We start from the raw sequence: 26,175 nt of genomic DNA on the forward strand, positions 1-26,175 counted from the left end.
TAGTTACAGAACTGCTTATATCTAATAATGTTTGAGCTTATCAATATTATAAGTTCAAAAAGCATTAATTTATCAATCATCACAAAAAAAGGAATCATAATTTATGCTTCCTTTTTTAACAGTTTTTAAAATGCTTGTTATGCAGAATTTCTACTAGCGTTAATATTTCCAAATAGAGAGCGTGTTACAATTTTTTCAAAAATCTTAATTTGCTCCTCATCTTTTACATCTTCTTTTTCGAGTTCTTGAATCTTTTTAAGCGCATATTGTTGAATCGTAAGCAACGGTAATACAATAGATTCTCTTACATCGATGGATGCTTTTCCAGACGGTTCATTTTCCATTAATTCTTTATAACCAGTAAGTTTTAATAACAGACTTTTTGTAGTAAGATATTCATCATGAATAATGTTCCAGAAACCTCCAAACTCTTCATCTTTAGACATGTACTGTGTTAAATCAAAAAATGATTTAGTTAAAGACATCATACTGTTTTCCAATAGAGTCTTAAAGAATTTAGAATTTTTATATAATGATTCTACTTTATAGAATTCTCCTCGTTCGTCATAAGCTTTTAAAGCAGTTCCTACTCCAAAAAATCCTGGGACGTTTTGTTTTAATTGACTCCAAGAACCTACAAACGGAATGGCTCTTAAATCTGAAAAAACTAATTTATCAGACGTGCCTCTTTTTGATGGCCTACTACCTATATTGGTTTTAGCATAATATTTAAGGGTGCTCATTCTTTCTAAATAAGGAATGAACATAGGATGATTTTTAAAGTTTTTGTAGGCATCATAACTGGTTTCAGCTAAATCGTTCATAACAACTCTATCTTCATCAGACATAGCAAGCTTTTCTTTTCCTAAACGATTAAACATGCCAGAACTTATTAATTGTTCTAAGTTATATTGTGAAGAATCAAGCGTTCCAAAGTTAGAACTAATGGTTTGACCTTGTATAGTAAGTTGTACTTCTTTGTCTTCAATAGATGGTCCTAATGATGCATAAAACTGATGTGTTTTTCCCCCACCTCTTGCTGGAGGTCCACCACGCCCATCAAAAAATATAGCAGTTATATCGTACTTTCTAGACATAGCTGTCAGCAATTCTTTAGCTTTATATATACCCCAGTTGGCCATTAAATATCCGCCATCTTTTGTGCCATCAGAGAACCCAAGCATAATGGTTTGTTTGTTGCCTCGGCTTTTTAAATGCGCCATATAATTAGGGTTGGTATATAACTGTTCCATCACTTTTGGAGCATTTTCTAGGTCGGTAATGGTTTCAAAAAGAGGCACAACATCAACTGTTAGATTATCTTTAAAGGTTACCATTTTAAGCATTGCAAACAGTTGCATGACATTTAGCGCTGTTTGATTATTACTAATAACATACCTGTTTGCTCCTTTTTCACCATTGGTTTGTTGAATTTGTTTGATGGCTTCAATAGTTTTTAAAGTATTAAAGACCATTTCATCTTCAAAGGCATTAATATCAATATCGGCTTCTGTCACCTCAGACAAAATTTTGATTTGATCGTCTTCAGATAAATCATGATAATTTTTAGGAAATGAAGGATGGTCATTTTCAATTAAATAGTCTATAACTGTTGTAAAAACAGAATGGTGAATTCTACTATCTTGTCTTATATCAAGCGTTGCAAAATAATAACCAAAAAGACGGATTCTGTTTATTAAATTATTTATTTCTGAAACATACAATGATTGATGTTTTTCTGTAACAGTGTTTCTAATATCAAGTAGTTCGCGAAGAAGTTCTTTAGAAGTTATGGTTTCTTGTGCATTTAAATCAATGCTAAAATTGTACATAATAGTTTCTAAACGAATAATGCGCTCTTCAATACCTCTAAACGTTAATTTCCGTCTTAAATCCTTTAAGTCTGCATAGTATTTTTTTAAGACAGATTGTTTTAGTTTTGCCGCAACTTTAAGGGTTGTGTCGGGTTTAACAAACGGATTTCCATCTCTGTCGCCACCTGGCCAAAAGCCTATATTAATAATATCGTTGTGCTTTTTACTATCGTCGTAAATATTTTGTTGAATGTAGTTATATATTTCTCCAAATGATTTATAGAAGACATTTTCCAGATACCAAATTAAACTTACAGCTTCATCATAAGGTGTTGGTTTTTCATGTTTAAAGAAAGGTGTTTTACCAAGTTGGGCAAACAAATTATTTATTTCTTTAAGGTTATTCTCTTTAATAGCTTGAGTTAAATCGGTAATAATACCTAACACAGATCCAGGATAAAACTGTGTGGGGTGCGCTGTTAAAACAATACGAACTTTAAACTCATCAAGGTAGTTTTTTAATTCTTCCAATCTGTTTTCAGAAACAGCAGATTCCTTCAAGTTTCTCAAGGTTCCAATACCTTCCATATTATTAACTATTGGAAATGCAGAATCTTCAACAGCATCAAATAAAACCACCTGACGCTCAATATATTGAATAAATCTAAACAATAAATTTATTTGACTTTCTGTGGTACGTCTAGCCTGGTATTTTTTAAAAAAAGTATCTACAATAGTAGTAGGATTATCTCCATTGGCAAATCCTTTTTTACATGTTTCATGAAATAAAGGAAGTAAGACTCCTGTTTTGGTAATAGAGTCAAATGGAAGTGTCATAAATATGCTATTGTATATTTGATATTTAGACAAGACGTTTTGCTTGAATCGTGCTAATTTTGGCTCTACTGACATATAATCGATCTTTTTTATTAAATGTAAAAGTAATGAAGCATAAATTAATCAACGATTTCTCTAACAAGTTTTATTAAATTATAAAGTATAACCAATTATCGTTAGGAATAATTAAAAAAAACAGTCGGTTAATTACTTTCTTTTTATAACCATGTTATGTAAAACTATTAAATAAAATCACTTCATAGCGTTTTATCTATTTCCTTTAAAATTCAGCTATTACGACATTGTTAATAACATTTTTAATAACTCATTTCATTTCATTTTAGATGAGCCCTATTAGTCTTTATTTTTATAAATTAATAAAAGACCTTTTAATCTTATAAATTATATTTTAGTATGAATTATTACGATTTTCAAGTCGTATTCCAAGAAGTGCCGGGAGAAATTAGTTTATGTTTTACTATTTGTGGATGTCCTATTCGATGTAAAGGATGCCACTCTTCGCATTTATGGAACGAGGAAAACGGAGAATTACTTACCTATAAAAAATTTGAACAACTCTTATTACAATATGATGATCTTGCTACCTGTGTGATTTTTATGGGTGGTGAATGGCATGAAGAAGAACTTCTTGAAATGCTAAAAATAGCAAAGAAACATATGTATAAAACCTGTTTGTATACAGGGCAAGAAAACGTATCTAAGGCAATACGTAACGAATTAAATTGGATAAAAACTGGAAAGTGGGTTGAAGAATTGGGAGGATTAAGCAGTAAAAATACCAATCAAAAATTTATTGATGTTAAAACAAATACCATAAAAAATAACTTATTTATAAAAACCTAAACATGATACGACTGACCGACGCCCAAGTAAATCAAAAAATTGATTTTATTCATCAATATATCCATTCAGCAAATGCAGCCGATGGTTCTAAAGTAGATGCTAATGCCAATGTAACGTCTAAAAACATCGCGACTATGGAGGCAGAGCTTAATAAGGATATCAATATTCAGGTGAATAGGGCTTTGGTAAAACGTAAAATAGCTTCTTTATTTGGTGATGATTTGGCTGAAGAATATACGAGGCAAATAGAATCTCATGAAATTTATGTGCATGATGAAACGTCTTTAAAACCGTATTGTGTTTCAATTAGCATGTATCCGTTTTTATTGGATGGACTTACTAAAGTGGGAGGAGAAAGTAGAGCCCCGAAGCATCTTGAAAGTTTTTGTGGAGAGTTTGTTAATTTGGTTTTTGCTATAAGTTCTCAATTTGCAGGAGCTTTAGCAACGGTTGAGTTTTTAATGTATTTCGACCATTTTGCATCAAAAGATTACGGAGCAAATTATTTAAAAACGAATGAGGAAATCATCGCAAATCATTTGCAACATGTCGTTTACGCGGTTAATCAGCCAGCTGCAGCAAGAGGTTATCAATCTGTATTTTGGAACATTTCAATATATGATGAAGCTTATTTTAATAGTATGTTTTCAGATTTCGTGTTTCCAGATATGACGAAGCCACAATGGGAAAGCGTTAAAAAACTTCAAGCGTTTTTCATGAAATGGTTTAGTCAAGAACGCAATAAAGCCATTCTTACATTTCCTGTGGTAACAGCCGCTATGTTGATTAATGATGGCAAACCTGTAGATGTAGAATTTACAGATATGTGTGCACAAGAATTAAGTCGAGGAAACTCATTCTTTATATACCAATCTGAAAGTGCGGATAGCCTGGCGTCATGCTGCAGGTTGCGCAATGAAATAAGTGATAATACATTTAGTTATTCATTAGGAGCTGGAGGTGTTGCCACAGGTTCCATTAATGTTATTACGCTTAATATAAATCGTTTGGTTCAACAAGGCGCAAATATTGTTGAAGAAGTTAGAAAAATACATAAATACCAATTAGCCTACAGAAGTCTTATTGAAGAGTATGAAAAAGCAGGACTACTGCCAGTATATCAAGCTGGTTTTATATCGTTGGACAAACAATTTTTAACCATTGGTATTAACGGCATGGTTGAAGCAGCAGAAAGTCTAGGCATTCGTGTGGGGAATAATTCAGACTATAAAAAGTTTGTCAATACCCATTTAAAAGCAATTTATGATGAAAATAAATTAGCTAAAAAAGAGTTTGGACATATGTTTAACACAGAATTTGTACCTGCTGAAAATTTAGGTATAAAAAATGCTAAATGGGATAAACAAGATGGATTATTAGTTTCTAGGGACTGTTATAATTCGTATTTCTATAAAGTCGAGGACGAACAAACAAATACTTTAGATAAAATCATTTTACACGGCAAAGAGATTATAAAATATCTTGATGGTGGTTCTGCACTTCACCTTAATCTTGAAGAAGCACCTAATAAAGAAGGTTTTATTAAACTTATTCATGCTACGGCTGCTGCAGGATGCAACTATTTCTGTTTCAATATTAAAATTACAATTTGTAATCATTGTAATACTATCGATAAAAAAACTAATTATGTATGTACTACTTGTGGCTCTATTGATGTGGATCATGCAACTCGTGTCATTGGTTATTTAAAACGCGTATCAAGCTTTAGTTCTGGCAGACAGCAAGAACATCAACTAAGACATTACCATCTTGAAAAAACATCAAATAAGTTAGCAGATATAAGGGTAAACACTATAGCAAAATTTCAAGAGCAAAATCAAGAAAAACAGCAGGACGCTTTTGTAAATAAAGTTTAGAACTATATCATACATACATGTTATGTATAGTGTAATGTTAAAAAGAAGTCCCTAAAGGAGATTATCTTTTAATACATGATGAATATCATGTTTCATAAGGTTTCAACAAAGTACCTTTACCGATTTACTCATTCTTAAATAAACCTATGAAAGATAAACACACATTCCATATTCCTGTTATGGGTATTGGATTTACAATAGACTCACCATTAAAGGTTGCTCAATACGGTATAGATTCAGTTATTTCTTTAGTTGATGATATTTTATTAGAGAAACTAAGAAAAATGTATAGTGAAAAGTTCGAGATTCCTTATAAAGAAATCACAGACAAGATTGATGATTTTAGAGCCAAAAGAATCACTTCTTATTTAAATTTGATAAGTGATTTAGCCGAAAAAAATTTCCAAGCTTTAAAAAACATGTCTAATGAAAAAAGTGACGAAATAAAGAAGTATATCGCTATGCTTCCTGATGGATCTAGATTAAAAGCTGAGTTTAATAAACTCATTGAAGGTAGTTTTGATTTATCAGAAATTAAAAGTTGGGCAAATAAAAACTTAACCATGGGCAGTATTGATGTAAACATCATGACCAAGGTTGATAAAGATAATTATATAAAAAATGAAAAACTTCCAGTTGAATACAATGATGCTCATGCTGCATTAAGAGGATTTGCACAAAGTAAATTAAAATCATCAGTGATTCTTTCCGCAGGTATGAACCCTCGTTTGTATGCTTACATGAGTCAGTTCGAAGATTTTTATCCAGACACAACAGGGCATTTCAATAAGAAAATTATTTTAAAAGTTAGTGATTACAGATCGGCGTTAATTCAAGGGAAATTTTTAGCGAAAAAAGGCTTATGGGTTTCAGAATACAGAATAGAGTCTGGACTTAATTGTGGTGGTCACGCCTTTGCTACAGATGGGTATCTTTTAGGGCCTGTTTTACAAGAATTCAAAGAAAAACGTGAAGAATTGAGAACTACTATCCAAGACGTTTTAAATCAAGAATTAGAAAATCAAGGACGTGTTATTTCAGATAATTCATTAGAATTAAAAATTACAGCTCAAGGAGGTGTTGGTACGGAGGAAGAACACGAATTTTTATTAGATCATTACCAACTCGATTCTATTGGTTGGGGAACGCCATTTTTATTAGTTCCTGAGGCCACAACGGTCGATGAAAAAACATTAAATCAATTAGCAGAAGCAAAAGAAGAAGATTTGTATCTAAGTGATATTTCACCATTAGGAGTGCCGTTTAATAATCTTAGAGCCAATACCAAAGATTTAGAAAAGGAATCTTTTATAAACAAAGGAAGACCTGGGAGTTCATGTCCAAAGAAATTTGTGTCTCTAAATAAAGAATTTAAGGAGACAGGTATTTGTACAGCTTCAAGAGAGTATCAATATTTAAAAATTAAAGAACTGGATGCTAAAGAGCTGCCTTCTGAAGAATACAAAAGTGCCTTAAACAAAATTACAGAAAAAACTTGTACTTGTGTCGGCTTAGGCACATCAGCACTATTAGCGTATAATTTAGATACCAAGGTAGAAGGCGAAGGTGTTTCAATCTGTCCAGGACCAAATATGGCATATTATTCAAAAATAATGAGTCTAAAAAATATGACAGATCATATTTATGGTAGAGACTGTATGATAAGTAGAACAGATCGTCCAAATATGTTTATAAAAGAACTTCATATTTACATAGACTTCTTAAAAAATAAATTAGAAGAAGCTAAACAAAGTATGAATAAAAAGGAAGAAAAGTATTTGGTAACCTTTACTAACAATATGAAAGATGGTGTTTTATATTACCAAAACTTATTTGCTATGGTAGCACATACTTTTGAGGATATAAAAGAATCTGTTTTAAATGAATTGGAAGTTAGTATGCGAACCTTACAAAACGTAGGTTCAGAAATAGATAATTTGTCACTAATTCCAGTTACAAATTAGTTTTTTAAAATATCAAAATCCTTCAGAGAAATAATTTTTCCTGTTTGTTGGATTTCAATCACATACTGCTCAATGGTTTTATCTCTAAAACTATTGAGTAGTTTCTCTTTAAACGGAGATACTATAAAATGGACAGGACAAGGTGTTTCATCAGTGCATTTAGATAATCCTAAAAAACAGCTATCAAATTTTGAAGTGCCATCAATGGTTTTAATAACATCCCAAACGGAATTTTTTGTGTCTTTTTCTGAAAGATAAAAACCACCGTTGGGTCCTTTTGTTGAGGAGACCAAATTAGTTTTAGTGAGTTGTTGTAATAACTTCGCTAAAAAAGGTTGTGGAGTTTCTAAGTCTTCAGAAATTTGTTTAACTCCAATTTTATTGTTTTCGTCAGTTTGTATCCCTAAATATAAAATTGCGCGAATGGCATATTGACAAGCATTTGAGAGCATATGTTTGTTTTAGTCTTCAAACATACTAAAAAAAGATTTTTTAGTCTTTAAATAAGTGAATATTTATGAATTTCATTTAAAAAGCAATAATTTTATACACTCAAAATGATCATTCAAGAAATGGATTTAAAAGAAAAAATAATACAGCTTAAAAAGCAAAAAAATGCTGTAATTCTAGCGCATTATTATCAGACAGCAGACATTCAAGATATCGCAGATTATGTTGGTGACAGTCTTGGGTTATCGCAAAAGGCAGCAGAAACGGATGCTGATATTATTGTTTTTGCGGGCGTGCATTTTATGGCCGAAACTGCTAAAATATTAAATCCATCAAAAATGGTTGTGTTACCAGATTTAGCTGCAGGTTGTTCGTTAGCAGATTCGTGTCCGCCAGAAGCGTTTTCAGCATTTACAAAAGAACATCCCAATCATGTGGTGATAACATACGTGAATTGTTCAGCTGAAATTAAGGCGCTGAGCGATATTGTTTGTACATCGGCTAATGCGTTAAAAATAGTGCAATCTGTCCCTAAAGACGTGCCAATTATTTTTGCGCCTGATAAAAATTTAGGAAAATATATCATAAAAGAAACAGGTCGCGATATGTTGTTATGGGACGGCAGTTGTATTGTTCATGAAGCGTTTTCAATTGATAAACTAATCGCTCTGCATCAAAAATATCCAGACCATAAAATTATCGCGCATCCAGAATCCGAAGAACATATTTTAAATACAGCGACCTATATTGGGTCTACTTCGGGCATGATTAATTATGTAAAAGCACATTCTCAAGAAAAATTTATTGTCGCCACCGAAGCTGGTATTCTACATAAAATGCAGCAAGCAGTTCCTAATACGGAACTTATTCCTGCGCCAGCACAAGAAGATAATACCTGCGCGTGCAGTGAGTGCGGTTTTATGAAGGTGAACACCATGCAAAAATTGTATGATTGTTTACTGAATGAAACACCACAAATAGAAGTTCCCGAAGACATTCGAAAAAAAGCATTATTGCCCATAGAGCGTATGCTTGAATTATCAAAATAATCATGATGACAACAAACTATTTAGTCATTGGTTCAGGCATTGCCGGATTAACATTTTCTATTAAAATTGCCGAAAAATTTCCTGATAGAACGGTTACTATTGTTACCAAAGCAGACGAGGAAGAATCGAATACCAAATATGCTCAAGGCGGTGTTGCGGTGGTGTTAGATACAGAAACAGATTCGTTTAAAAAGCATATTAAAGATACGCTTATTGCAGGCGACGGGTTATGTGATGAAGAGGTTGTGAAAATGGTTATTGAAGAAGGTCCAAAGCGTCTTAAAGAATTACTGCTTTGGGGCGCTAATTTTGATGTTGATGGAAGTGGTGATTTCGATTTAGGCAAAGAAGGCGGTCACTCTGAATATCGGGTTGTTCATCATAAAGATATTACTGGTTTTGAAATAGAACGTGCCTTGCTAAAACGTGTTCATCAATTGCCAAATATTTGCATTTTACCGCATCATTTTGCGATTGATTTAATTACCAATCATCATATTAAAGATTTAAAAACAGAAAAATTATCCTGTTTTGGAGCCTATATTTTAGATCAAAAAACCGGAAATATCATCACTATAAAAGCAAATAGCACCTTGTTGGCTACCGGCGGAATAGGTTGTGTTTACGGCCACACTACAAACCCCATAATCGCAACAGGCGATGGCGTGGCGATGGCGTATAGAGCAAAAGCAAGAATAAAAGATATGGAGTTTGTGCAATTTCATCCTACGGCATTGTATGAGGCAAAGGGAGAATCTTCTTTTTTAATTTCAGAAGCGGTTAGAGGGTTTGGTGCGTATCTTAGAAATAAGGCAGGCCATAGGTTTATGCCCGATTTCGATGAACGCGCAGAATTAGCCTCCCGAGATATTGTATCGCAAAGTATTGATAGTGAGCTTAAAAAATCTGGTGAAACGTACGTGTATTTAGATTGTACGCATCTAGATATAAAGGCGTTTATCAATCATTTTCCTAATATTTATAAGGAATGTTTAAAACACCATATCGATATTAAAACCGATTGGATTCCTGTGGTTCCGGCATCACATTATTTGTGTGGCGGTATTAAGGTTAATAAAAAGGGAAAAACTACCGTTGCTAATTTATTTGCCTGCGGAGAATGCTCCAGAACAGGGTTGCATGGAGCCAATAGATTGGCATCTAACTCGTTGTTGGAGGCCTTGGTATATGCACATAATATTTTTAAGTATCATAGTAAGAACGCATATCCTTCATTGGATTTGGAGATTCCCGATTGGAATGATGAAGGGACTGTAATTCCACAAGAGCATGTTTTAATTCAGCATAACTTAAAACAATTGCAAGCGTTGATGCGTGATTATGTGGGTATTGTAAGAAGTAACAAACGCTTAAAAAAAGCGATACGGCATTTAGATTTGATATATGATGAGGTTGAAGATTTATATAAAGAATCTAAAATAACTACTTCTTTATGTGAGTTGAGAAATATGATAAATGTATCGCATTTAATTATCAGGCAATCTTTGGAAAGGACTGAAAATAAAGGAGGTTATTTTAATATTGATAATGTGAAAAATTAGGCTATTTTTAAATTTTCATCATCATCATTTTCTTTTGAGCCGTTTTTATAAAAATTACAAGCAGCATACATTTTTTTAAATAAAAGGTCTTTATTAACTGGTTTAGTCATGTAATCATCCATTCCTAAATCTAAAACACGATTTTTTGTTTCTTGGATGGCATCGGCTGTAACCGCAATAATAGGAATGTTGTTTATTGGTTTTCCTAAATCACCACTTCTAATAATGCGAGTAGCTTCATATCCATCCATTACAGGCATTTGTAAATCCATTAAGACTATATCATAAACATCTTTTTTTAATGCATCAATAGCTTCTTGACCGTTATTGGCAACCGCAAAACTTATTTTTGAAGAACTGCTCAAAATTTTTCGCATAACCATTTGGTTGAGCTTGTTATCCTCAACAACAAGTATGTGAAGAGGCATATCATCATCAGCTATAGAATCAACAACAATTCTTTCTTTGACAATACTTTTTAAAGTTAAATCTATAAAAACGTCTGTACCTTTATTAAGTTCACTTTCAATGTTTATAGTTCCCCCAAGCAGTTCAACAATGTGTTTAACAATTGTAAGCCCAAGACCAATGCCTCCGAAACGCCTTTTGTGGTCAAGTTTCATTTGACCAAAACTATTGAAAATGGTTTCCTTATCATTTGGGTTAATACCAATACCTGTATCTGATATTTGAAACGAAAAGCGACATAAATAATTGGGTTGTTTTAAACAAGTAAGTTTAAATAAAACACCCCCTTTTTCAGTATATTTTATAGCATTTGATAATATATTATTTATAATTTGAATAAAACGTTCGGCATCGGCATAAATCACTGAAGGAATTTCAGGATCCATTTCAAACCTGTAATCCAACCCCTTTTTTTGTGCTTCAGCTTTCCAATTATTACTTATTTGATTTAGTTTTATGGAAGGATTAAATTCTTCTGAACTTAATTTAAGTTCATTGTTTTCAATTTTCTCAAAGTCTATAATATCATTTACATTACTTAATAAACTTAAAGAAGCATTTTTAATGATTTCGAAAGGCTTACGGTTTTTATTGTTTTTTAGTGATTCCAATTCGTGTTCAGCAATTCCCATAATAGCATTTATAGGTGTTCTTAATTCATGGCTCATGTTAGACATGAAATACGTTTTTAACTGACTTATTTCTTCAGATTTTTTAAGGGCTTCATGTTGTGATTTTTCTTTTTCTAATCGTAATTCACGGATAAGATTTGTCATCGATAATGAAAGAAATATAACCTCGAAACCAGATCCAAATTTAGCACTGTTAAGTGTGAAAAAATTATTTGGAAGTAAGCTTAAATTATTCATGACAAACCCTAAAAGACCAATCACCAAAAACAAAATCCCGAAGGAAAAGTATGGGTCGATTTTAATGCGCTTGTAGCGCATTGTAAAGATGGTTGCTAATATTAATATCAGGCTAAATAATCCGTTTAAGTTACTTAAAGGGTAAGCTATTTTTAAGGTTTTTGTATTTATAAATAGCATAACAAATAGTAGAGCTAAAACACCATAAATAACATTAAACCCTTTTAAAAATCTTTTAGAAAAATTGTTTATTCTTAAAAAGTGTTCGCAGTATTTTAATAAAAAGAAATTTGAAAATAAAGCAGTTATTAAAACGGCTCTGTCATTCAAATAGCCTGATTCTGGAAAAATAAATTCATGTATTAACCCATCTAATGCAGCTTGCATCATTGCAATTGAAAACACATAAAAGCCATAGTATAAAAATGCTTTTTCTTTTAAACTTGTATAGAAAAATAAGTAAATAAGAGCTGCCAAAAAAAGCAAACCATAAAAAAGGCCTAAAAACAATTGCTGTTTATAGGTCATCATCAAAAAAGAAGATTGAGTATAAAGATTTAATGGTAGATTAATAGTTTCTCCATCGCTTTTAAGATGAATGTAAATTTGCTGAATTTTTTTAGGAGGTAAAGTTAATTTGAATACTGTAGACCGATTAGTTACTTGTTTGTCTTTAAAAGGTATTTTATCACCACTATTAAATTGTTGAATTTTACCTTCACTAATTTGATATAAATCTACAATATCAGTAATTGGCCTTGCTGTTTCTAAATAATAAACACTTGGACTTTTTGAGCTGTTTATAAGTTTAAAACGTACCCAATAATTATCTGAAGTAAATCCTACGCTATGGTTTTCAGATTCTAAATTGCTGTACTTTAGATGTGAGTCACTGATAACATCATGAATGTCAAAATTTAACCTACCAGCATTTGAAAATTCAGCATATTCATAAAGACTGCCTTTGCTATTTTGAGGATTAAAAGCTTCTTGTTGAGCATATAAGCTAAATCCTAAAATATATATAAATAGTAGAAGTTGTTTCATGGTTGGGACATATAACGACTTCAAACATAATTAAAACTTTTTATGTTTATCTGTTTTTCACACTAAAACATGCAATTTGACTGATAAAAATGTATTTAATCGATAAAATTATATAAAATAGTACATTGATTTAAGAGCCCTTTTTAAATTAATTGTTTTTTAACATGACTAGTTCATTACAAACTAGTTCAGGGTATACGACTCTTTTCATCTTCTTTAGGGTCACAATAGCGATTGGTCAATTTGCCTTTATTAACAACTTATCTTTGTACACTAAATAATTTGATTGATATATAACATTTATTTATCAGAAAATCTTTAGAAATAACTAAAAATAAAGCGGTTACTTTAGTATTGATAATATCAAAAAATAAGCGAGGTTTTGGGGAAAACCTCGCTTACAAATTATAACGTATAGGTTAAGTATTACTTACCAAACATTAAAAGTTCACTACAAACAACTTCAGTAATATAGCGTTTATTGCCTTCTTTGTCATCATAACTTCGTGAGGTTAATTTACCTTCTATAGCTACTTCTTTTCCTTTGGTTACATATTTTTCTATTATTTGAGCAGTTTTACCCCAAGCTACAATATTGTGCCATTGCGTATCGGTTATTTTTTCACCTTTATTATTAGTGTAGTTTTCGTTGGTTGCAATAGTAAATTTTGCTAATGTTTTTCCTGATTCTAAATTGATGATTTCTGGATCATTTCCTAAGTTACCAATCAACTGTACTTTGTTTCTAAGCGTGTTCATAATTTTAAATTTTAATCGTTAAACAGTTAATACTATCGAGTTCTTATGTTTCGACACAGCAAAGATGTGGTGGTTTGCAAATTTTATTCGGTATATAAATATTTAAAATCGTTTGTAAATGTTTGTAGTCGTTTGTAAACGGATATTTTTTGTTATATTTAGGCATTATTTTACTTTATGAAATTTCACATAGAAACAGAACGATTGTTATTAAGAGAGTTAAGGGTGACTGATTTAGAGGGTATGTTTGAATTGGATTCTAACCCTGAAGTTCATAAATATTTAGGTAACAAACCTGTTAAAACTAAAAATGAATCTCTTAAAATGATTGAATCAGTAATCAGTCAATATCAAGAAAGAGGCATTGGACGATGGGCTGCTATTGAAAAATCTTCAGGTGAATTTATTGGCTGGTCAGGTTTAAGACTTAATAACGAATACAATATGAATGGTTTTACTGAATATTATGATGTGGGTTACAGGTTAATCCCAAAATATTGGGGTAAAGGCTATGCTACAGAATCTGGAAAAGCAGCCATTGACTATGCGTTTAACGTTTTGAAATTATCAACCCTTTATGCTACAACCGAAATAGGTAATCAGGCATCACACAATGCCTTACTTAAAATTGGACTCAATTATATTGAAGATTTTTATTCGGAGGAATGGAAACTTAATTTACGTTGGTATAAACTAAAAAATTACTAGTGATGGCAAAACAATGTTTAGAATGTGGTGAAAAAATTGTGGGCAGAATTGATAAAAAATTTTGTAGTGACGGCTGCAGGAATGCATACAATAATAAGGTTAATAAAGACAGTAAAAACTTAATAAGAAATACTAATAACCGACTTCGCAAAAATTACAGAATTTTAGAAGTTCTTAATCCTAATCAAAAAACCAAGACATCCAGAGCCAAACTTATAGAAGCTGGATTCGATTTTAATTATTTTACCAGTATTTATACCACAAAAGCTGGAACCATATACTATTTCGTATATGATCAAGGGTATTTACCACTTGAAGGAGATTACTATGCCTTAGTAAAAAGAGAAAACTAAAAACTATTTTTTCCAGGTAGAACCTTTAAGTGCTAGGGCGGCTTTTAAAATATCTTTCTGACTTATTTGTCCGACAAGTTTTCCGTTTTCAACAATTGGGAAACGTCTTCTTTTTGCTTCTAAAAATTTATTAGCAGCATCAAAAATATTCATATTTCCATCAATAGTTTCAACATTTTTAACCATGTAGTTTTCAACGGTATGATTACTCATGGGCATATTATGATATCTGCTTTCACTTATTTCTTTAATACAATCACCTTCTGAAATTACTCCAATTAATTCATGCTTTTCATTCACAACGGGCCCACCAGAAATACGATATTTAATAATGGCATTTACAACTTCTTCTATGGGCTGATTAGATTTAAATGTCACTAAATTTTTAGTCATATAGTCACTAACCTTCAAAGGAGCATCTCCAGTTGTTTTTTTTGGATTTCGTCTAGCGGCAAGAAAACTTTTTATTCCCATGTTGATTAAATTTTAAGGTTACTAAATGTAATTATTTTTTTTGATTTTTCCTAAATGTATATTTTTTAGTGGTTTAAACAGTTGGAATTTATAAACTTAAACAATATTAGCTTAATTTGTTGAGGCATTGGTAAAAAAGAGTATTTATAATTTTAAGATGTAATTTTATTGAAATAATTAGCATTGTTTTAAGAGATTACATGTTAAAATTTTATAGTTTTATCGCTTTCAAACAAATACTAAATAAAATTAAGATGAAACGATTATTGGTTTTAATTGTGCTAGTTAGTAGTTTTCAATTAAATGCACAAACAAATGCAGAATTAATCAAGCATTATGAGGCTTTTTATAAGCAAATGAAAAAACAAGGCGATGTACAAGGAATTATTAACGCCATGACTCATTTAAATGTGTTATCTCCTTCTCAAGAACGATTGGATACTTTAGGATATATTTACATGAGCGAGGGGCAATATTCTCAAGCCTTAAATACCATAGGGATAGATCAAGTAGTTAACGATTCTGATATTGCCATTCAGGTAAAGGCTGTCTCATTAAAATCGTTAGGACAACCAAAATTGGCAATTGGATTTTTTAACGAAATGTTTAAAAGAAATCCGAATCCTCATGTTGCTTATGAATTAGCAGAACTGAATCTACAATTAAAAAATTTAGCAGAAGCTGAAAAGCATATTACCTATGGTTTGGCAAATTCAAAGGACGATATGACAAAAACATTTTATGAAACGCAAACGCCTTATAAAGTGCCATTAAAATCGGCATTTATGTATTTAAAAGCTTTAGTTATCTATAATAAAGATACAAAAGCAAATATTGATGCTGCTGTAGACATTCTAGATGCCGCATTAAAAACAGCTCCAAATTTCAATTTGATACAGTTGTCTAAAAATGAGTTATTAAGACAAAAACAAGCGTTACAAGCGGAAGCTGCTCAACCGAAAAATTAAATAAATTTATATATAAAAAAAGAGCGTTTTATCATAATAAAACGCTCTTTTTTGTTTACCAAATTTTAACGCGTTTACTCGGTTCTAAATACATGCTATCTGTTTCTTTAATATTAAAAGCTTTATAAAAAGCATCAACATTTTTTAACGGTTGTAAAGCCCGATACATATTAGGCGAATGTGGATCTGTCTTAATTTGGTTTTTAAGAGCTTCATCTCTTGATAGAGTTCTCCATACGGTAGCATATGATAAGAAAAAACGTTGTTCGGCCGTAAAACCATCAATATCTTCTGGCCTGCTATTTTGCTCAAAACTTAATTGCAAGGCATCGTAAGCAGCGTTTATACCGCCAAGATCTCCAATGTTTTCACCCAAAGTAAATTTTCCATTAATATTCGTTTCAGGAAGCACTTCTATTTGGTCATATTGATCTGCTAGTTTAGCTCCTAAAGCTTCAAACTGTTTTAGGTCATCATCAGTCCACCAATTGTTAAGGTTTCCATCTTTATCAAAACGAGCTCCAGAATCATCAAAACTATGCGATATTTCATGACCGATAATAGCTCCTATTGCCCCATAATTTACAGCGTCATCTGCATTGTAATTATAAAAAGGAGGTTGTAAAATGGCCGCAGGGAATACAATTTCGTTAAAGGAAGGGTTATAATAAGCATTTACCACTTGTGGAGCCATAAACCACTGTGTTTTATCAACTGGATTTCCTAAATCAGCCAAATCTTTATTAAAATTCCACTTTCTAGCATTGTACATGTTTTGCAGATATGTACCTCCGTCTTCAACGCTTTTAATCTCTAATTTAGAATAATCTTTCCACTGGTCTGGGTATGCAATTTTAATTGAAGTTGCCTGTAACTTTTCAATGGCTTTTTTCTTTGTCTCTTCGCTCATCCAATCTAAAGCATTTATTCTATGCTCATAGGCTAATATAACATTATGTATCATTTGTTTTGCCTTAGCTTTAGCTTCAGGTGGAAATTTTTTGTCGACATATAATTTACCTAGAGCTTCACCAATTGTTCCGTTTAAAGTACTTAAGGCTCGTTCTTCTCGTGGTCGTTGTTTTTTTGCTCCTCTTAAATCTCTGCTGTAAAATTCCCAATTTGCTTGATCAATTTCTGTAGATAATAATCCGGCAGAACGATCTATTAACGACCATCTTAAATATTGTTTCCAATCATTTAAATTATTCTCAGATAAAATGGTGTTTAAGGCTTTAAAATATCCAGGATCAGAAACGATTACAGTATCTAATTGCTTAACACCAATTCCTTTAAAATAATTGTTCCAGTTAATTTCTGGTACTAACTTACTCAAATCACTCATTGATTTTGGATTATAACGCTTACGAGCATCTCTTCTATCTTCTTTGGTCATTCTAGGTTCAGCCATTCTTGTTTCAAATGTTAAAACTGTTTCAGCATTGACTTTGGCTTCTTCTTCTGAATCCCCAATATATTGCAGCATTCTTACAATATGCTGTTTATATTTTTCTCTTTTTTCTTTCGTATCATCATCTTGGTCTACATAATAATCTCTGCTTAATCCTAATTGACCACCTCCTAAATAGCCGGCATTCATATTACTATTTTTTGGATGAGAGCTCACTCCAAAGCCGAAAAATCCAGCACCACCTGTTGGCTCCATTTCAATTAAAAAGGTTTGTAAGTCATTAATATCTTTAATAGCATTTATTTTAGCTAAATATGGCTTTAAAGGGTCTACCCCTTGTTTATTTCTGCTTACAGTATCCATGATGGTTTGAAATAGATTTACCGCTTTTTCCTGGTCTGAACCTGGCATTACTTCAATCTTTTCAAGATCTTTATTGTCTGACATGGCTGATTTTAAAATAGCAAGGGCATCATCATTTGTTTTTTTAAACACTTCGTAAGCACTTCCCCAAAATGAATATTCGTCTGGAATTTTATTGGTGTCTAACCATTTGCCATTAACATACCTATAAAAATCATCTCCTGGTTTTACAGACGTATCCATGTTGTCTAAATTAAGAGCAGGTACTTTTTGAATATCTGCAATTTCTTTTTTTGAATCGTTTTTACAAGCTAATAAACTTGTAATTGCGATAAGTGTAAGCATGAGTTTTTTCATATTATAAAAAATTAAGTTTGGGATGGTTTGCAGTAATGTATAGTGTAGTATTAAATTTTTAAAGCTAGTAGAAATAGTTTTATTTTTTTTTATGTAAGTTAAGGCTTTTCAATATATTGAGAATCCTTTTCTAATTTTTTATTCATTTGTAGATTTAAATTTGAAATTGATTGCAAAAATTCTTTGATTGTTGACCCTAATTCTTGTTTCGTTGTTGTTTGTAAGTTAGTTACACTTTCTAATTTATAAAGTTTAGTTTCAAATGCCGTTATTCTTGCCATTACAGAAGGTGTGTTAAGAGTATCGGGTATGGTTTTTTTAAACTCCTTTAAAAAAGTTTTTATAGCTTTATTATTATCCATAAAATAAGACAAATCTCCTTTTTTTACATTCTGAACAATCTCTTTAAGATCGTTGTATTTAATCCAGTCCTCAATAGCTTTTTTTGTTTTAGAATCGAGAGTGTATTCTACATATTTAAGGTTTGATATATCCTTTTCTGAAAAACTTTTACTCACTGGTTGTTGAAACGTTTTCTCTGTAGTCGTGTCTTTTTGAGTTTTGTTACATGAAAAACAAAACATGCTAACACAGAAAGTAACGATAATATATTTTTTCATTTTTTAAATTTTAAGGCTTTTACAAATATATATGAATGTGTTATTTAATTTTAAATTATACTCAAAAGGTTTTTAATATTTTGCTTTAAAATAAAGTATCATCAATAAAATCTTATTATTTTTGACATATTCTTATAAAATGTTATTTAAATGAATCCCAAAATATTAATTATTGGAGCTTGTGGTCAAATAGGCTCAGAACTAACATACAAATTAAGGTCGCTATATGGCGACAAAAATGTGATAGCTAGTGATATAAGTTATACTAATTTAGATATTGTTAATTCGGGGATTTTTGAAATTGTTGATGCCCAAGATTACGAGTCCGTTAAGGTTTGTGTTGAGAAGTATCGTATAGATACGGTGTACTTAATGGCAGCGATGTTAAGTGCTACAGGAGAAAAATACCCTATGCAAGCTTGGGATTTAAATATGAATTCGCTTTTTCACGTTTTAAATCTGGCAAAAGCAAAATTTATAAAAAAGGTGTTTTGGCCATCAAGTATTGCCATCTTTGGTTCGACAACTCCCAAAGATAATACACCTCAATATACCATTGTAGAGCCATCGACTGTTTATGGAATAACTAAACAAACAGGAGAAAGATGGTGTGAGTATTATCACAAAAAATATGCGGTTGATGTACGCAGTTTGCGCTATCCAGGAATTATAAGTTGGAAAACATTACCAGGCGGTGGAACAACCGATTATGCAGTCGATATTTATCATAAAGCAGTGACCGAAAAAAAATATGAATGTTTTTTAAAGGAAGACACCGAATTGCCAATGATGTTTATGGATGATGCTATAAAAGCAACAGTAGACATTATGTCTTCTGATAAAGCTGATATTAAAATAAGATCTTCATATAACCTGTCGGCAATAAGTTTCACACCTAAAGACGTTGCCCAATCCATTAAGGCATTTATTCCAGATTTTGAAATAACCTATAAACCAGATTCTAGGCAAGAAATTGCAGACAGTTGGCCAAAAAGTATTGATGATTCTCAGGCCAGACAAGATTGGAATTGGAAACACAAGTTTTCTCTTGAAGATATTACTAAAGAGATGCTTATGCAATTGAACGAAAAATACAAGGAGTCTTAATTGAAAGTCCTCAATAATTGTATATTTGAGTTTCCAAATATCCTGATAATATGCTTGAAAATTTTTGGTTCAATGTACAGTATGGAATTAACCATGTACTTGACATTAATGCCTACGACCATGTCTTATTTCTTATTGTTCTAACCATTCCTTATGTATTTAAAGATTGGAAACGAGTTTTTTTATTGGTGTCTACATTTACTATTGGGCATACATTATCACTTGTTTTAGCGGCTTATCATATCGTAAGCGTCAATGGAGCTTTAATAGAGTTTTTAATACCTGTTACTATTTTAATCATTGCAGTTTTTAATGTCTTTACGGCTGGAAGAGGACCTCAAAAAGGAAAAGTGGGTGTTTTGTTTTTTTCAACCTTGTTTTTTGGTTTAATCCATGGTTTAGGGTTTGCTCGAGAATTTCAAATGCTAGCTGGAAAAACAGACAGTAAGTTAGCGTTACTAGTAGAGTTTGCTCTTGGTATTGAAATTTCTCAAGTTATCATTGTATTCTGTGTGCTATTCTTAGGATATTTAATGCAAACGCTTTTTAGGTTTTCAAAACGCGATTGGATGATGGTTGTTTCGGCCATAGTAGTGGGGCTTGTTATCCCAATGATTATTCACAGGTGGATTTTCTAGCTTAAAAAACCTAGAAGTCTAATCTCTTTTTGTTAAATATTCATAAAACTTTAACGAATTGGCGTTGTAATTGAAATTCCAACCAATTATCTTCGTTATATAATTTTACTTTAAACCAATAAGCATTTATAAACGCTCTTTTTATAGCTGTTGCTTTATTATAATCAAGTAATTAGAAGAGGAAATACAATTAGTAATTACGATATTCATGTCAAAAGATAAACAACTTAAATACGATAAGGCCTACTTAAGAATTGCAAATGAATGGGGTAAATTATCGTACTGTAAGCGCAAACAAGTTGGAGCTTTAATTGTAAAAGATAAAATGATTATTTCTGATGGTTATAATGGAACACCATCTGGATTTGAAAACTTTTGTGAAGATGAAGATGGCTATACCAAATGGTATGTGTTGCATGCTGAGGCAAATGCTATTTTAAAAGTAGCCAGCTCTACGCAATCTTGTAAAGGAGCTACCTTGTATATTACCATGTCGCCATGTAAAGAATGCAGTAAATTAATTCATCAAGCAGGAATTATTAGAGTGGTTTACAAAGTAGCTTATAAGGACGATTCCGGATTACAATTTTTAAAGAAAGCTGGCATAGAACTCACATTAATTGAAGATATAGACGCATAATGCATATTCAAAAAAAATATTTACCATTACTATTAGGCATCGCTATTGCCTTTGGTATTTTTATTGGTGGAAAGTTAAATTTTTCCGATTCTCCAGACAGGTTATTTTCTTCTAATAGTAAAAAAGATAAACTTAACAGACTTATTGATTATATAGATTATGACTATGTTGACGATGTTAATACAGACAGCATTGTAGATGTTACGGTTAATGGCATTTTAGAAAATCTAGACCCACATTCGGTGTACATCCCAAAAGAAGATATGCAGCGCGTTACTGAAAATATGAAAGGTGATTTTGTAGGTATTGGTGTTAGCTTTTATACCTATAAAGATACCATTGCTGTAATTAGATCTGTGGAAGGAGGTCCAAGTGATAAGGCTGGCATTAAAGGTGGTGATAGAATCATTATGGCAAATGGCGATTCACTTTCTGGAAAATTTTTGAAAGATGATCAAATAGTAGACAAATTAAAAGGACCTATTAATTCAAAGGTAGATTTAAAAATTTACAGAAAAGGTGAGCCAAAGCTGTTAGACTTTAAAGTAAAACGATCCAATATTCCTATTAAAAGTGTTGATGCATCCTACATGCTTACAAAAGATTTAGGATATATTAAAATCAACCGTTTTGCGGAGACTACCTATAAAGAATTTGAAAAAGGAATTCGTAAACTTGAGGACTTAGGCGCCACAAAAATGGTACTTGATTTAAGAGATAATCCCGGAGGTTTTTTGGGTATTGCCGAAAAAGTTGCAGATGAATTTCTAGAAGATGGGAAGCTTATTTTGTTTACTAAAAATAAAAGTGGTGCTATTGAAAAAAGTATCGCAACAGATAAAGGAGACTTTGAAAAAGGTGACGTATATGTGCTTGTTAATGAAAATTCGGCGTCTGCCAGTGAAATTGTAGCAGGAGCGCTTCAAGATAATGATAGAGGAACCATTGTAGGAAGGCGTACTTATGGTAAAGGACTTGTGCAACGCGAAATGGACTTGGGTGATGGCAGCGCCATACGCTTAACTGTATCTCGTTATTATACACCTACAGGACGATCTATTCAGAAACCATACGATCACGGTATTCAAGATTATTATGATGATTATTATAATAGATTGGAAAGCGGAGAGTTAGTTGATTCTGCTAAAATTCAAGTGGCAGATTCTTTAAAATTCACAACACCAAAAGGAAAAATAGTCTACGGTGGCGGTGGTATTATTCCTGATGTTTTTGTGCCTATTGATACTGGTATGCAAAATGAAACCTTATCATATTTGTTAAGAAAAGGATTTATAGGCTATTTTGTTTTCGAAATGTTAGACAAAGATAGAAGTGCATACAAGGATATGACTAAACAAGATTTTATAGATAATTTTGAAATTGGTGAAGATATGATCTTTGCTTTTCAAGATTACTTAAATGCAAGGTTAGATTCTAAAATCACTTTTGTAGCGTATCACGATGAGGTTAAACAATATTTAAAAGCGACTTTAGGAGATCAGCTTTATGGAGATGGGACTTTTGAAGAAGTTTTTAATAAAGGTGATATGATGATTGATGAGGTTCTTAAATTGAGCAAGGAAAATTAAACTTCAACCTTATCATGCACTTTGGTATGCTTACCATCGTTCCAAAGCGTTAAAATATCGGTAGCAACTTGAGCACCACTTCCTGAGGCAATAGCAAATTGGCTTCGCCACCCAGCTAAAGTTCCAGCTGCATACAGGCCTTTTTCTATAAGATGATCTTTGTTTTTTAACCAGATACGATTTTTTTCTTTTGCTGCTCTTGGGTGTGGTTCAATGTAAGATTCAAGCCCATCGATGGTTATTAAATTGGTGTAGCCAACAGCAATAACCACTAGTTTTGCTTGATATGAATTTTTATTGGTTACAACCTCAAATCCATATTCAGTACGGATAATTTCCTTGGCTTTTTCGGTATCAATCTGTTCAACATGCGGATAAAGAGATGATAATTGGGTTTTGCCATCATTTAAAATAGATGCACCTGTAGTTCCCGGTGTCAACCCCAAAACATTATTAAATAAAGCATTTTGTAAATCTGATGTTTTTTGATGGGTGATGACCCCAATACGTTTGTCTTTAGCGTACAAGGTCTTTTTTGCAGAGCCTAGCACCAAAGCACAAGATAGTCCAGCAGCTCCACCTCCAACAATTAATACATCAAACATTAACTTTTATTTTTTACTTTTTGTTCTATACGTTTTGAAATTCTAAGAATTTGTAAAAGAATTAAAGCACAAAGTGCTGCTAACATGGTTATTAATGCTATAACACTCTCTCCTTCAAATGGAGCATTCATGTTAATTTTTGTTACGTTGAAAACAATAAGTGCAATAGCAATAATACTTAGTATGATAGTTACAATTTTCATAATTAAATAAATAATATTTTAATGTTGTGCGCAAAAAGTTTAACAGCAATAGCCAGTAAAATAACGCCAAAAACTTTACGTATGATATTAATGCCGTTTTGTCCTATAAGACGTTCAATTTTTGCTGATGTTTTTAAAACTATAAAAATAACAATAACATTTAAGATAATGGCAATAATGATATTTTTCAGATCATATTCCGCACGTAAAGACAATATAGTGGTTAAACTTCCGGGGCCAGCAATTAAAGGAAAAGCTAATGGAAATACAGAAGCAGTTATAGGGCTTGTCTCTTCTTGTTTATAAAGTGTGATGCCCAAAATCATTTCTAAAGCTATAAAAAATAATATAAACGAGCCGGCAACAGCAAAAGAGCTGACGTCAATACCAATAAGATTCAAGATACTTTTTCCTAGAAATAGAAATATAATCATAATAACTCCTGCTATTATAGATGCTTTTTCACTTTGAATATGACCTACTTTTTTCCTTAAATCAATTATAATAGGAATACTACCAACAATGTCTATTACGGCAAATAAAACCATAAAAACAGTAAAAATTTCTTTAAAATTAAGTTGCATTTTTAAGCGTGTTTAAATTTTTTGCAAAAGTATAGTATTAATACTGATATATTAGTCTAAATAATATGAAAGTTTGGTTATTTTTGAAGACTTAAAACAGATTGCTTTTATGTTCCAAATTGGGAAAACCATTGTGTCAGAAGATATTATTCAAAAGGATTTTTTATGCAACCTTTCTGCCTGTAAAGGAGCTTGCTGTATAGACGGCGAAGCAGGAGCGCCATTGGATAAAGAAGAAACAAAAATTATGGAGGATATTTATCCAAAAGTAAAACCGTTTTTGCGAAAAGCAGGTATTAAAGCTATTGAAGCTCAAGGAACGTTTATAACTACAGAGCTTGGAGATTTTGAAACCCCATTAATAAATGGTGCAGATTGTGCCTATGTGATTTTCGATAACAAGGGAACGGCGCTTTGTGCTATTGAAGAAGCTTATAATCAAGGAGAAATTTCTTGGAAGAAGCCAGTCTCTTGTCATCTATATCCTGTAAGAGTAAGAGAGTATACAGAGTTTTCTGGAGTAAACTATGAGAAATGGGATATTTGCGATGACGCCTGCACACTAGGTAAAGAATTACAAGTACCCATTTATAAGTTTGTAAAGGAAGCACTCATCAGAAAATTTGGCGAAGATTGGTATGCCGAGCTAGAAAAGGTAGCTGATACTTTTAAATAAATTTTCCTCAAAACAAATCCTCTATTTCTTTTTAAAAAGTAGTTGCAAAAAAGTATTTTTTTGTCAGATTACACAAAACTAGGAATCCTTATTCTATAGGGCTTAAGCTATTTTTATACTTTGTAATATACTGATAATCAATAATTTGTATTTAATAAAAAAATTGACGGTTAAATCTTATAAATGTTAAGATTTGTTAAAAACTTGTTGACAATGTTTATAACTATACCTTTCATTTTCGAGGTCTTTTTTGAATCTTTGTTAATCCCAAATCGAAGCAAATTTTCGTTTAACTTTTAAAAAATCATCAAAATAATGTCGCAGACAATGGAGCCCATTTTACAAGAAAATAAAAATCGTTTTGTTATTTTTCCTATTCAACACCATGATATTTGGGAATGGTATAAAAAACAAGAAGCAAGTATTTGGACTGCAGAAGAAATTGATTTACATCAAGATTTGTCAGACTGGAATAATAAATTAACCGATGATGAGCGCTATTTTATAAAGCATATTTTAGCATTTTTTGCAGCTAGCGATGGTATTGTTAATGAAAATTTGGCGGAAAATTTTGTATCTGAAGTTCAGTATAGCGAAGCAAAATTCTTTTATGGGTTTCAAATTATGATGGAGAACATCCATTCAGAGGTATATTCCCTGTTAATTGATACCTATGTTAAAGACGAAAAAGAGAAAGACCAGTTATTTAAGGCTATTGAAGTATTTCCAGCAATTAAAGAAAAAGCAGATTGGGCTTTAAAATGGATTGAATCTCCAAGTTTTGCAGAGCGCTTAATTGCATTTGCAGCGGTTGAAGGCATCTTCTTTTCAGGTAGTTTTTGCTCTATTTTCTGGCTTAAAAAACGTGGTTTGTTACCAGGATTAACATTTTCTAACGAGCTAATTTCGAGAGACGAAGGCTTACATTGCGATTTTGCTGTTCATTTACACGAAAACCACATTGTAAACAAAGTGCCTAAAGAGCGAATTACAGAAATTTTAACTAATGCTTTAGATATTGAACGCATGTTTATCACAGAATCGTTACCAGCAAGTTTAATTGGTATGAATTCTAAGTTAATGACCCAATATTTGGAGTTTGTAACAGATAGGTTGCTAGGTGAATTTGGTTGTGATAAAGTATACAATTCAACAAATCCATTTGATTTTATGGACATGATTTCATTACAAGGAAAAACAAATTTCTTTGAGAAACGTGTGTCTGAATACCAAAAAGCTGGAGTTCTTAATAAAGAAGAAGATAAAGATAAATTTAGTTTTGATGCTGATTTTTAATCAGACATTACAAACCCTTTATT

At 31.8% G+C, this 26,175-nt stretch carries 24 protein-coding genes; 14 read left to right on the forward strand and 10 right to left on the reverse strand.

Features of this window, described 5'->3' with window-relative positions; translation table 11 throughout:
- Nucleotides 1–137: 137 nt before the first annotated feature.
- On the reverse strand, nucleotides 138–2,726 hold the full coding sequence (locus G5V56_RS05365) for a phosphoenolpyruvate carboxylase (RefSeq protein WP_166962627.1): 2,589 nt from the start codon (nucleotides 2,724–2,726) through the stop codon (nucleotides 138–140).
- Nucleotides 2,727–3,065: 339 nt separating this feature from the next.
- Here G5V56_RS05365 and nrdG point away from each other — a divergent pair, with 339 nt between their 5' ends.
- From nrdG to G5V56_RS05380, 3 genes are all read left to right on the forward strand, one after another.
- Nucleotides 3,066–3,515 carry an anaerobic ribonucleoside-triphosphate reductase activating protein gene (gene nrdG, locus G5V56_RS05370; RefSeq protein WP_166962629.1) on the forward strand — a complete coding sequence of 150 codons (450 nt, stop codon included), beginning with the start codon at nucleotides 3,066–3,068 and terminating at the stop codon, nucleotides 3,513–3,515.
- 2 nt (nucleotides 3,516–3,517) lie between these two features.
- The gene (gene nrdD, locus G5V56_RS05375; RefSeq protein ID WP_166962631.1) at nucleotides 3,518–5,392 is read left to right on the forward strand and encodes an anaerobic ribonucleoside-triphosphate reductase; all 1,875 of its coding nucleotides are present in this window, start codon (nucleotides 3,518–3,520) and stop codon (nucleotides 5,390–5,392) included.
- Between the two features lie 146 nt (nucleotides 5,393–5,538).
- Nucleotides 5,539–7,356 carry a hypothetical protein gene (locus G5V56_RS05380; RefSeq protein WP_166962633.1) on the forward strand — a complete coding sequence of 606 codons (1,818 nt, stop codon included), beginning with the start codon at nucleotides 5,539–5,541 and terminating at the stop codon, nucleotides 7,354–7,356.
- Here G5V56_RS05380 and G5V56_RS05385 read toward each other — a convergent pair.
- Nucleotides 7,353–7,808, reverse strand: coding sequence for an RrF2 family transcriptional regulator (locus G5V56_RS05385; protein WP_166962635.1), 456 nt, complete (start codon nucleotides 7,806–7,808; stop codon nucleotides 7,353–7,355). The genes G5V56_RS05380 and G5V56_RS05385 overlap by 4 nt on opposite strands.
- Before the next feature lie 105 nt (nucleotides 7,809–7,913).
- On the opposite strand from G5V56_RS05385, the gene nadA reads away from it, so the two are divergent.
- Complete coding sequence (nadA, locus tag G5V56_RS05390; protein ID WP_240911226.1) at nucleotides 7,914–8,855, forward strand: quinolinate synthase NadA; 942 nt, start codon at nucleotides 7,914–7,916, stop codon at nucleotides 8,853–8,855.
- Between the two features lie 2 nt (nucleotides 8,856–8,857).
- Nucleotides 8,858–10,417, forward strand: a complete 1,560-nt coding sequence (gene nadB / locus G5V56_RS05395; protein ID WP_206285874.1) for an L-aspartate oxidase — start codon at nucleotides 8,858–8,860, stop codon at nucleotides 10,415–10,417.
- Here the strand turns inward: nadB and G5V56_RS05400 are convergent.
- Entirely contained in the window at nucleotides 10,414–12,801 is a 2,388-nt protein-coding gene (locus G5V56_RS05400; RefSeq protein WP_166962637.1) for a hybrid sensor histidine kinase/response regulator, read from the reverse strand. The two genes, nadB and G5V56_RS05400, sit on opposite strands and share 4 nt — an antisense overlap.
- A gap of 426 nt (nucleotides 12,802–13,227) precedes the next feature.
- Nucleotides 13,228–13,560, reverse strand: a complete 333-nt coding sequence (locus tag G5V56_RS05405; RefSeq protein WP_166962639.1) for a single-stranded DNA-binding protein — start codon at nucleotides 13,558–13,560, stop codon at nucleotides 13,228–13,230.
- A 177-nt stretch (nucleotides 13,561–13,737) separates the two neighbouring features.
- On the opposite strand from G5V56_RS05405, the gene G5V56_RS05410 reads away from it, so the two are divergent.
- Both G5V56_RS05410 and G5V56_RS05415 read left to right on the forward strand, forming a co-directional pair.
- Nucleotides 13,738–14,268, forward strand: a complete 531-nt coding sequence (locus G5V56_RS05410) for a GNAT family N-acetyltransferase (protein ID WP_166962641.1) — start codon at nucleotides 13,738–13,740, stop codon at nucleotides 14,266–14,268.
- Between the two features lie 2 nt (nucleotides 14,269–14,270).
- A complete protein-coding gene (locus G5V56_RS05415; RefSeq protein WP_166962643.1) occupies nucleotides 14,271–14,621 on the forward strand; it encodes a hypothetical protein in 351 nt (116 codons plus the stop codon).
- Between the two features lie 3 nt (nucleotides 14,622–14,624).
- Here the strand turns inward: G5V56_RS05415 and G5V56_RS05420 are convergent, their stop codons facing one another.
- Nucleotides 14,625–15,095, reverse strand: a complete 471-nt coding sequence (locus G5V56_RS05420) for a CBS domain-containing protein (protein WP_166962645.1) — start codon at nucleotides 15,093–15,095, stop codon at nucleotides 14,625–14,627.
- Between the two features lie 254 nt (nucleotides 15,096–15,349).
- Here G5V56_RS05420 and G5V56_RS05425 point away from each other — a divergent pair, with 254 nt between their 5' ends.
- Complete coding sequence (locus G5V56_RS05425) at nucleotides 15,350–16,063, forward strand: hypothetical protein (RefSeq protein ID WP_166962647.1); 714 nt, start codon at nucleotides 15,350–15,352, stop codon at nucleotides 16,061–16,063.
- Between the two features lie 55 nt (nucleotides 16,064–16,118).
- Here G5V56_RS05425 and G5V56_RS05430 read toward each other — a convergent pair whose 3' ends face one another.
- The gene (locus tag G5V56_RS05430; RefSeq protein ID WP_240911227.1) at nucleotides 16,119–18,182 is read right to left on the reverse strand and encodes a M13 family metallopeptidase; all 2,064 of its coding nucleotides are present in this window, start codon (nucleotides 18,180–18,182) and stop codon (nucleotides 16,119–16,121) included.
- Nucleotides 18,183–18,292: 110 nt separating this feature from the next.
- Nucleotides 18,293–18,814 (reverse strand): hypothetical protein, encoded by a 522-nt coding sequence (locus G5V56_RS05435; RefSeq protein ID WP_166962651.1) that lies wholly within the window; start codon nucleotides 18,812–18,814, stop codon nucleotides 18,293–18,295.
- 150 nt (nucleotides 18,815–18,964) lie between these two features.
- Here G5V56_RS05435 and G5V56_RS05440 point away from each other — a divergent pair, with 150 nt between their 5' ends.
- From G5V56_RS05440 to G5V56_RS05455, 4 genes are all read left to right on the forward strand, one after another.
- Nucleotides 18,965–19,921, forward strand: a complete 957-nt coding sequence (locus G5V56_RS05440; protein WP_166962653.1) for an NAD-dependent epimerase/dehydratase family protein — start codon at nucleotides 18,965–18,967, stop codon at nucleotides 19,919–19,921.
- 50 nt (nucleotides 19,922–19,971) lie between these two features.
- On the forward strand, nucleotides 19,972–20,559 hold the full coding sequence (locus G5V56_RS05445; RefSeq protein ID WP_166962655.1) for a HupE/UreJ family protein: 588 nt from the start codon (nucleotides 19,972–19,974) through the stop codon (nucleotides 20,557–20,559).
- Between the two features lie 208 nt (nucleotides 20,560–20,767).
- Nucleotides 20,768–21,199, forward strand: a complete 432-nt coding sequence (locus tag G5V56_RS05450; protein ID WP_166962657.1) for a deoxycytidylate deaminase — start codon at nucleotides 20,768–20,770, stop codon at nucleotides 21,197–21,199.
- Nucleotides 21,199–22,788, forward strand: a complete 1,590-nt coding sequence (locus G5V56_RS05455; RefSeq protein WP_166962659.1) for a S41 family peptidase — start codon at nucleotides 21,199–21,201, stop codon at nucleotides 22,786–22,788. Before G5V56_RS05450 ends, G5V56_RS05455 begins: the two co-directional genes overlap by 1 nt.
- Here the strand turns inward: G5V56_RS05455 and G5V56_RS05460 are convergent.
- The 3 genes from G5V56_RS05460 to G5V56_RS05470 are packed head-to-tail and all read right to left on the reverse strand — an operon-like array spanning nucleotide 22,785 to nucleotide 24,180.
- Nucleotides 22,785–23,393 (reverse strand): FAD-dependent oxidoreductase, encoded by a 609-nt coding sequence (locus tag G5V56_RS05460; protein ID WP_166962661.1) that lies wholly within the window; start codon nucleotides 23,391–23,393, stop codon nucleotides 22,785–22,787. The genes G5V56_RS05455 and G5V56_RS05460 overlap by 4 nt on opposite strands.
- Nucleotides 23,393–23,596 (reverse strand): hypothetical protein, encoded by a 204-nt coding sequence (locus tag G5V56_RS05465; protein WP_166962663.1) that lies wholly within the window; start codon nucleotides 23,594–23,596, stop codon nucleotides 23,393–23,395. The genes G5V56_RS05460 and G5V56_RS05465 overlap by 1 nt, the downstream gene beginning before the upstream one ends.
- A 2-nt stretch (nucleotides 23,597–23,598) precedes the next feature.
- Nucleotides 23,599–24,180, reverse strand: a complete 582-nt coding sequence (locus G5V56_RS05470) for a MarC family protein (RefSeq protein ID WP_166962665.1) — start codon at nucleotides 24,178–24,180, stop codon at nucleotides 23,599–23,601.
- A 109-nt stretch (nucleotides 24,181–24,289) separates the two neighbouring features.
- On the opposite strand from G5V56_RS05470, the gene G5V56_RS05475 reads away from it, so the two are divergent.
- Nucleotides 24,290–24,856, forward strand: coding sequence for a DUF3109 family protein (locus tag G5V56_RS05475; RefSeq protein ID WP_166963300.1), 567 nt, complete (start codon nucleotides 24,290–24,292; stop codon nucleotides 24,854–24,856).
- Nucleotides 24,857–25,171: 315 nt separating this feature from the next.
- Entirely contained in the window at nucleotides 25,172–26,152 is a 981-nt protein-coding gene (locus G5V56_RS05480) for a ribonucleotide-diphosphate reductase subunit beta (RefSeq protein ID WP_166962667.1), read from the forward strand.
- Nucleotides 26,153–26,175: the final 23 nt, after the last annotated feature.

The organism is Yeosuana marina (genome assembly GCF_011762485.1).
Taxonomy (GTDB): domain Bacteria; phylum Bacteroidota; class Bacteroidia; order Flavobacteriales; family Flavobacteriaceae; genus Yeosuana; species Yeosuana marina.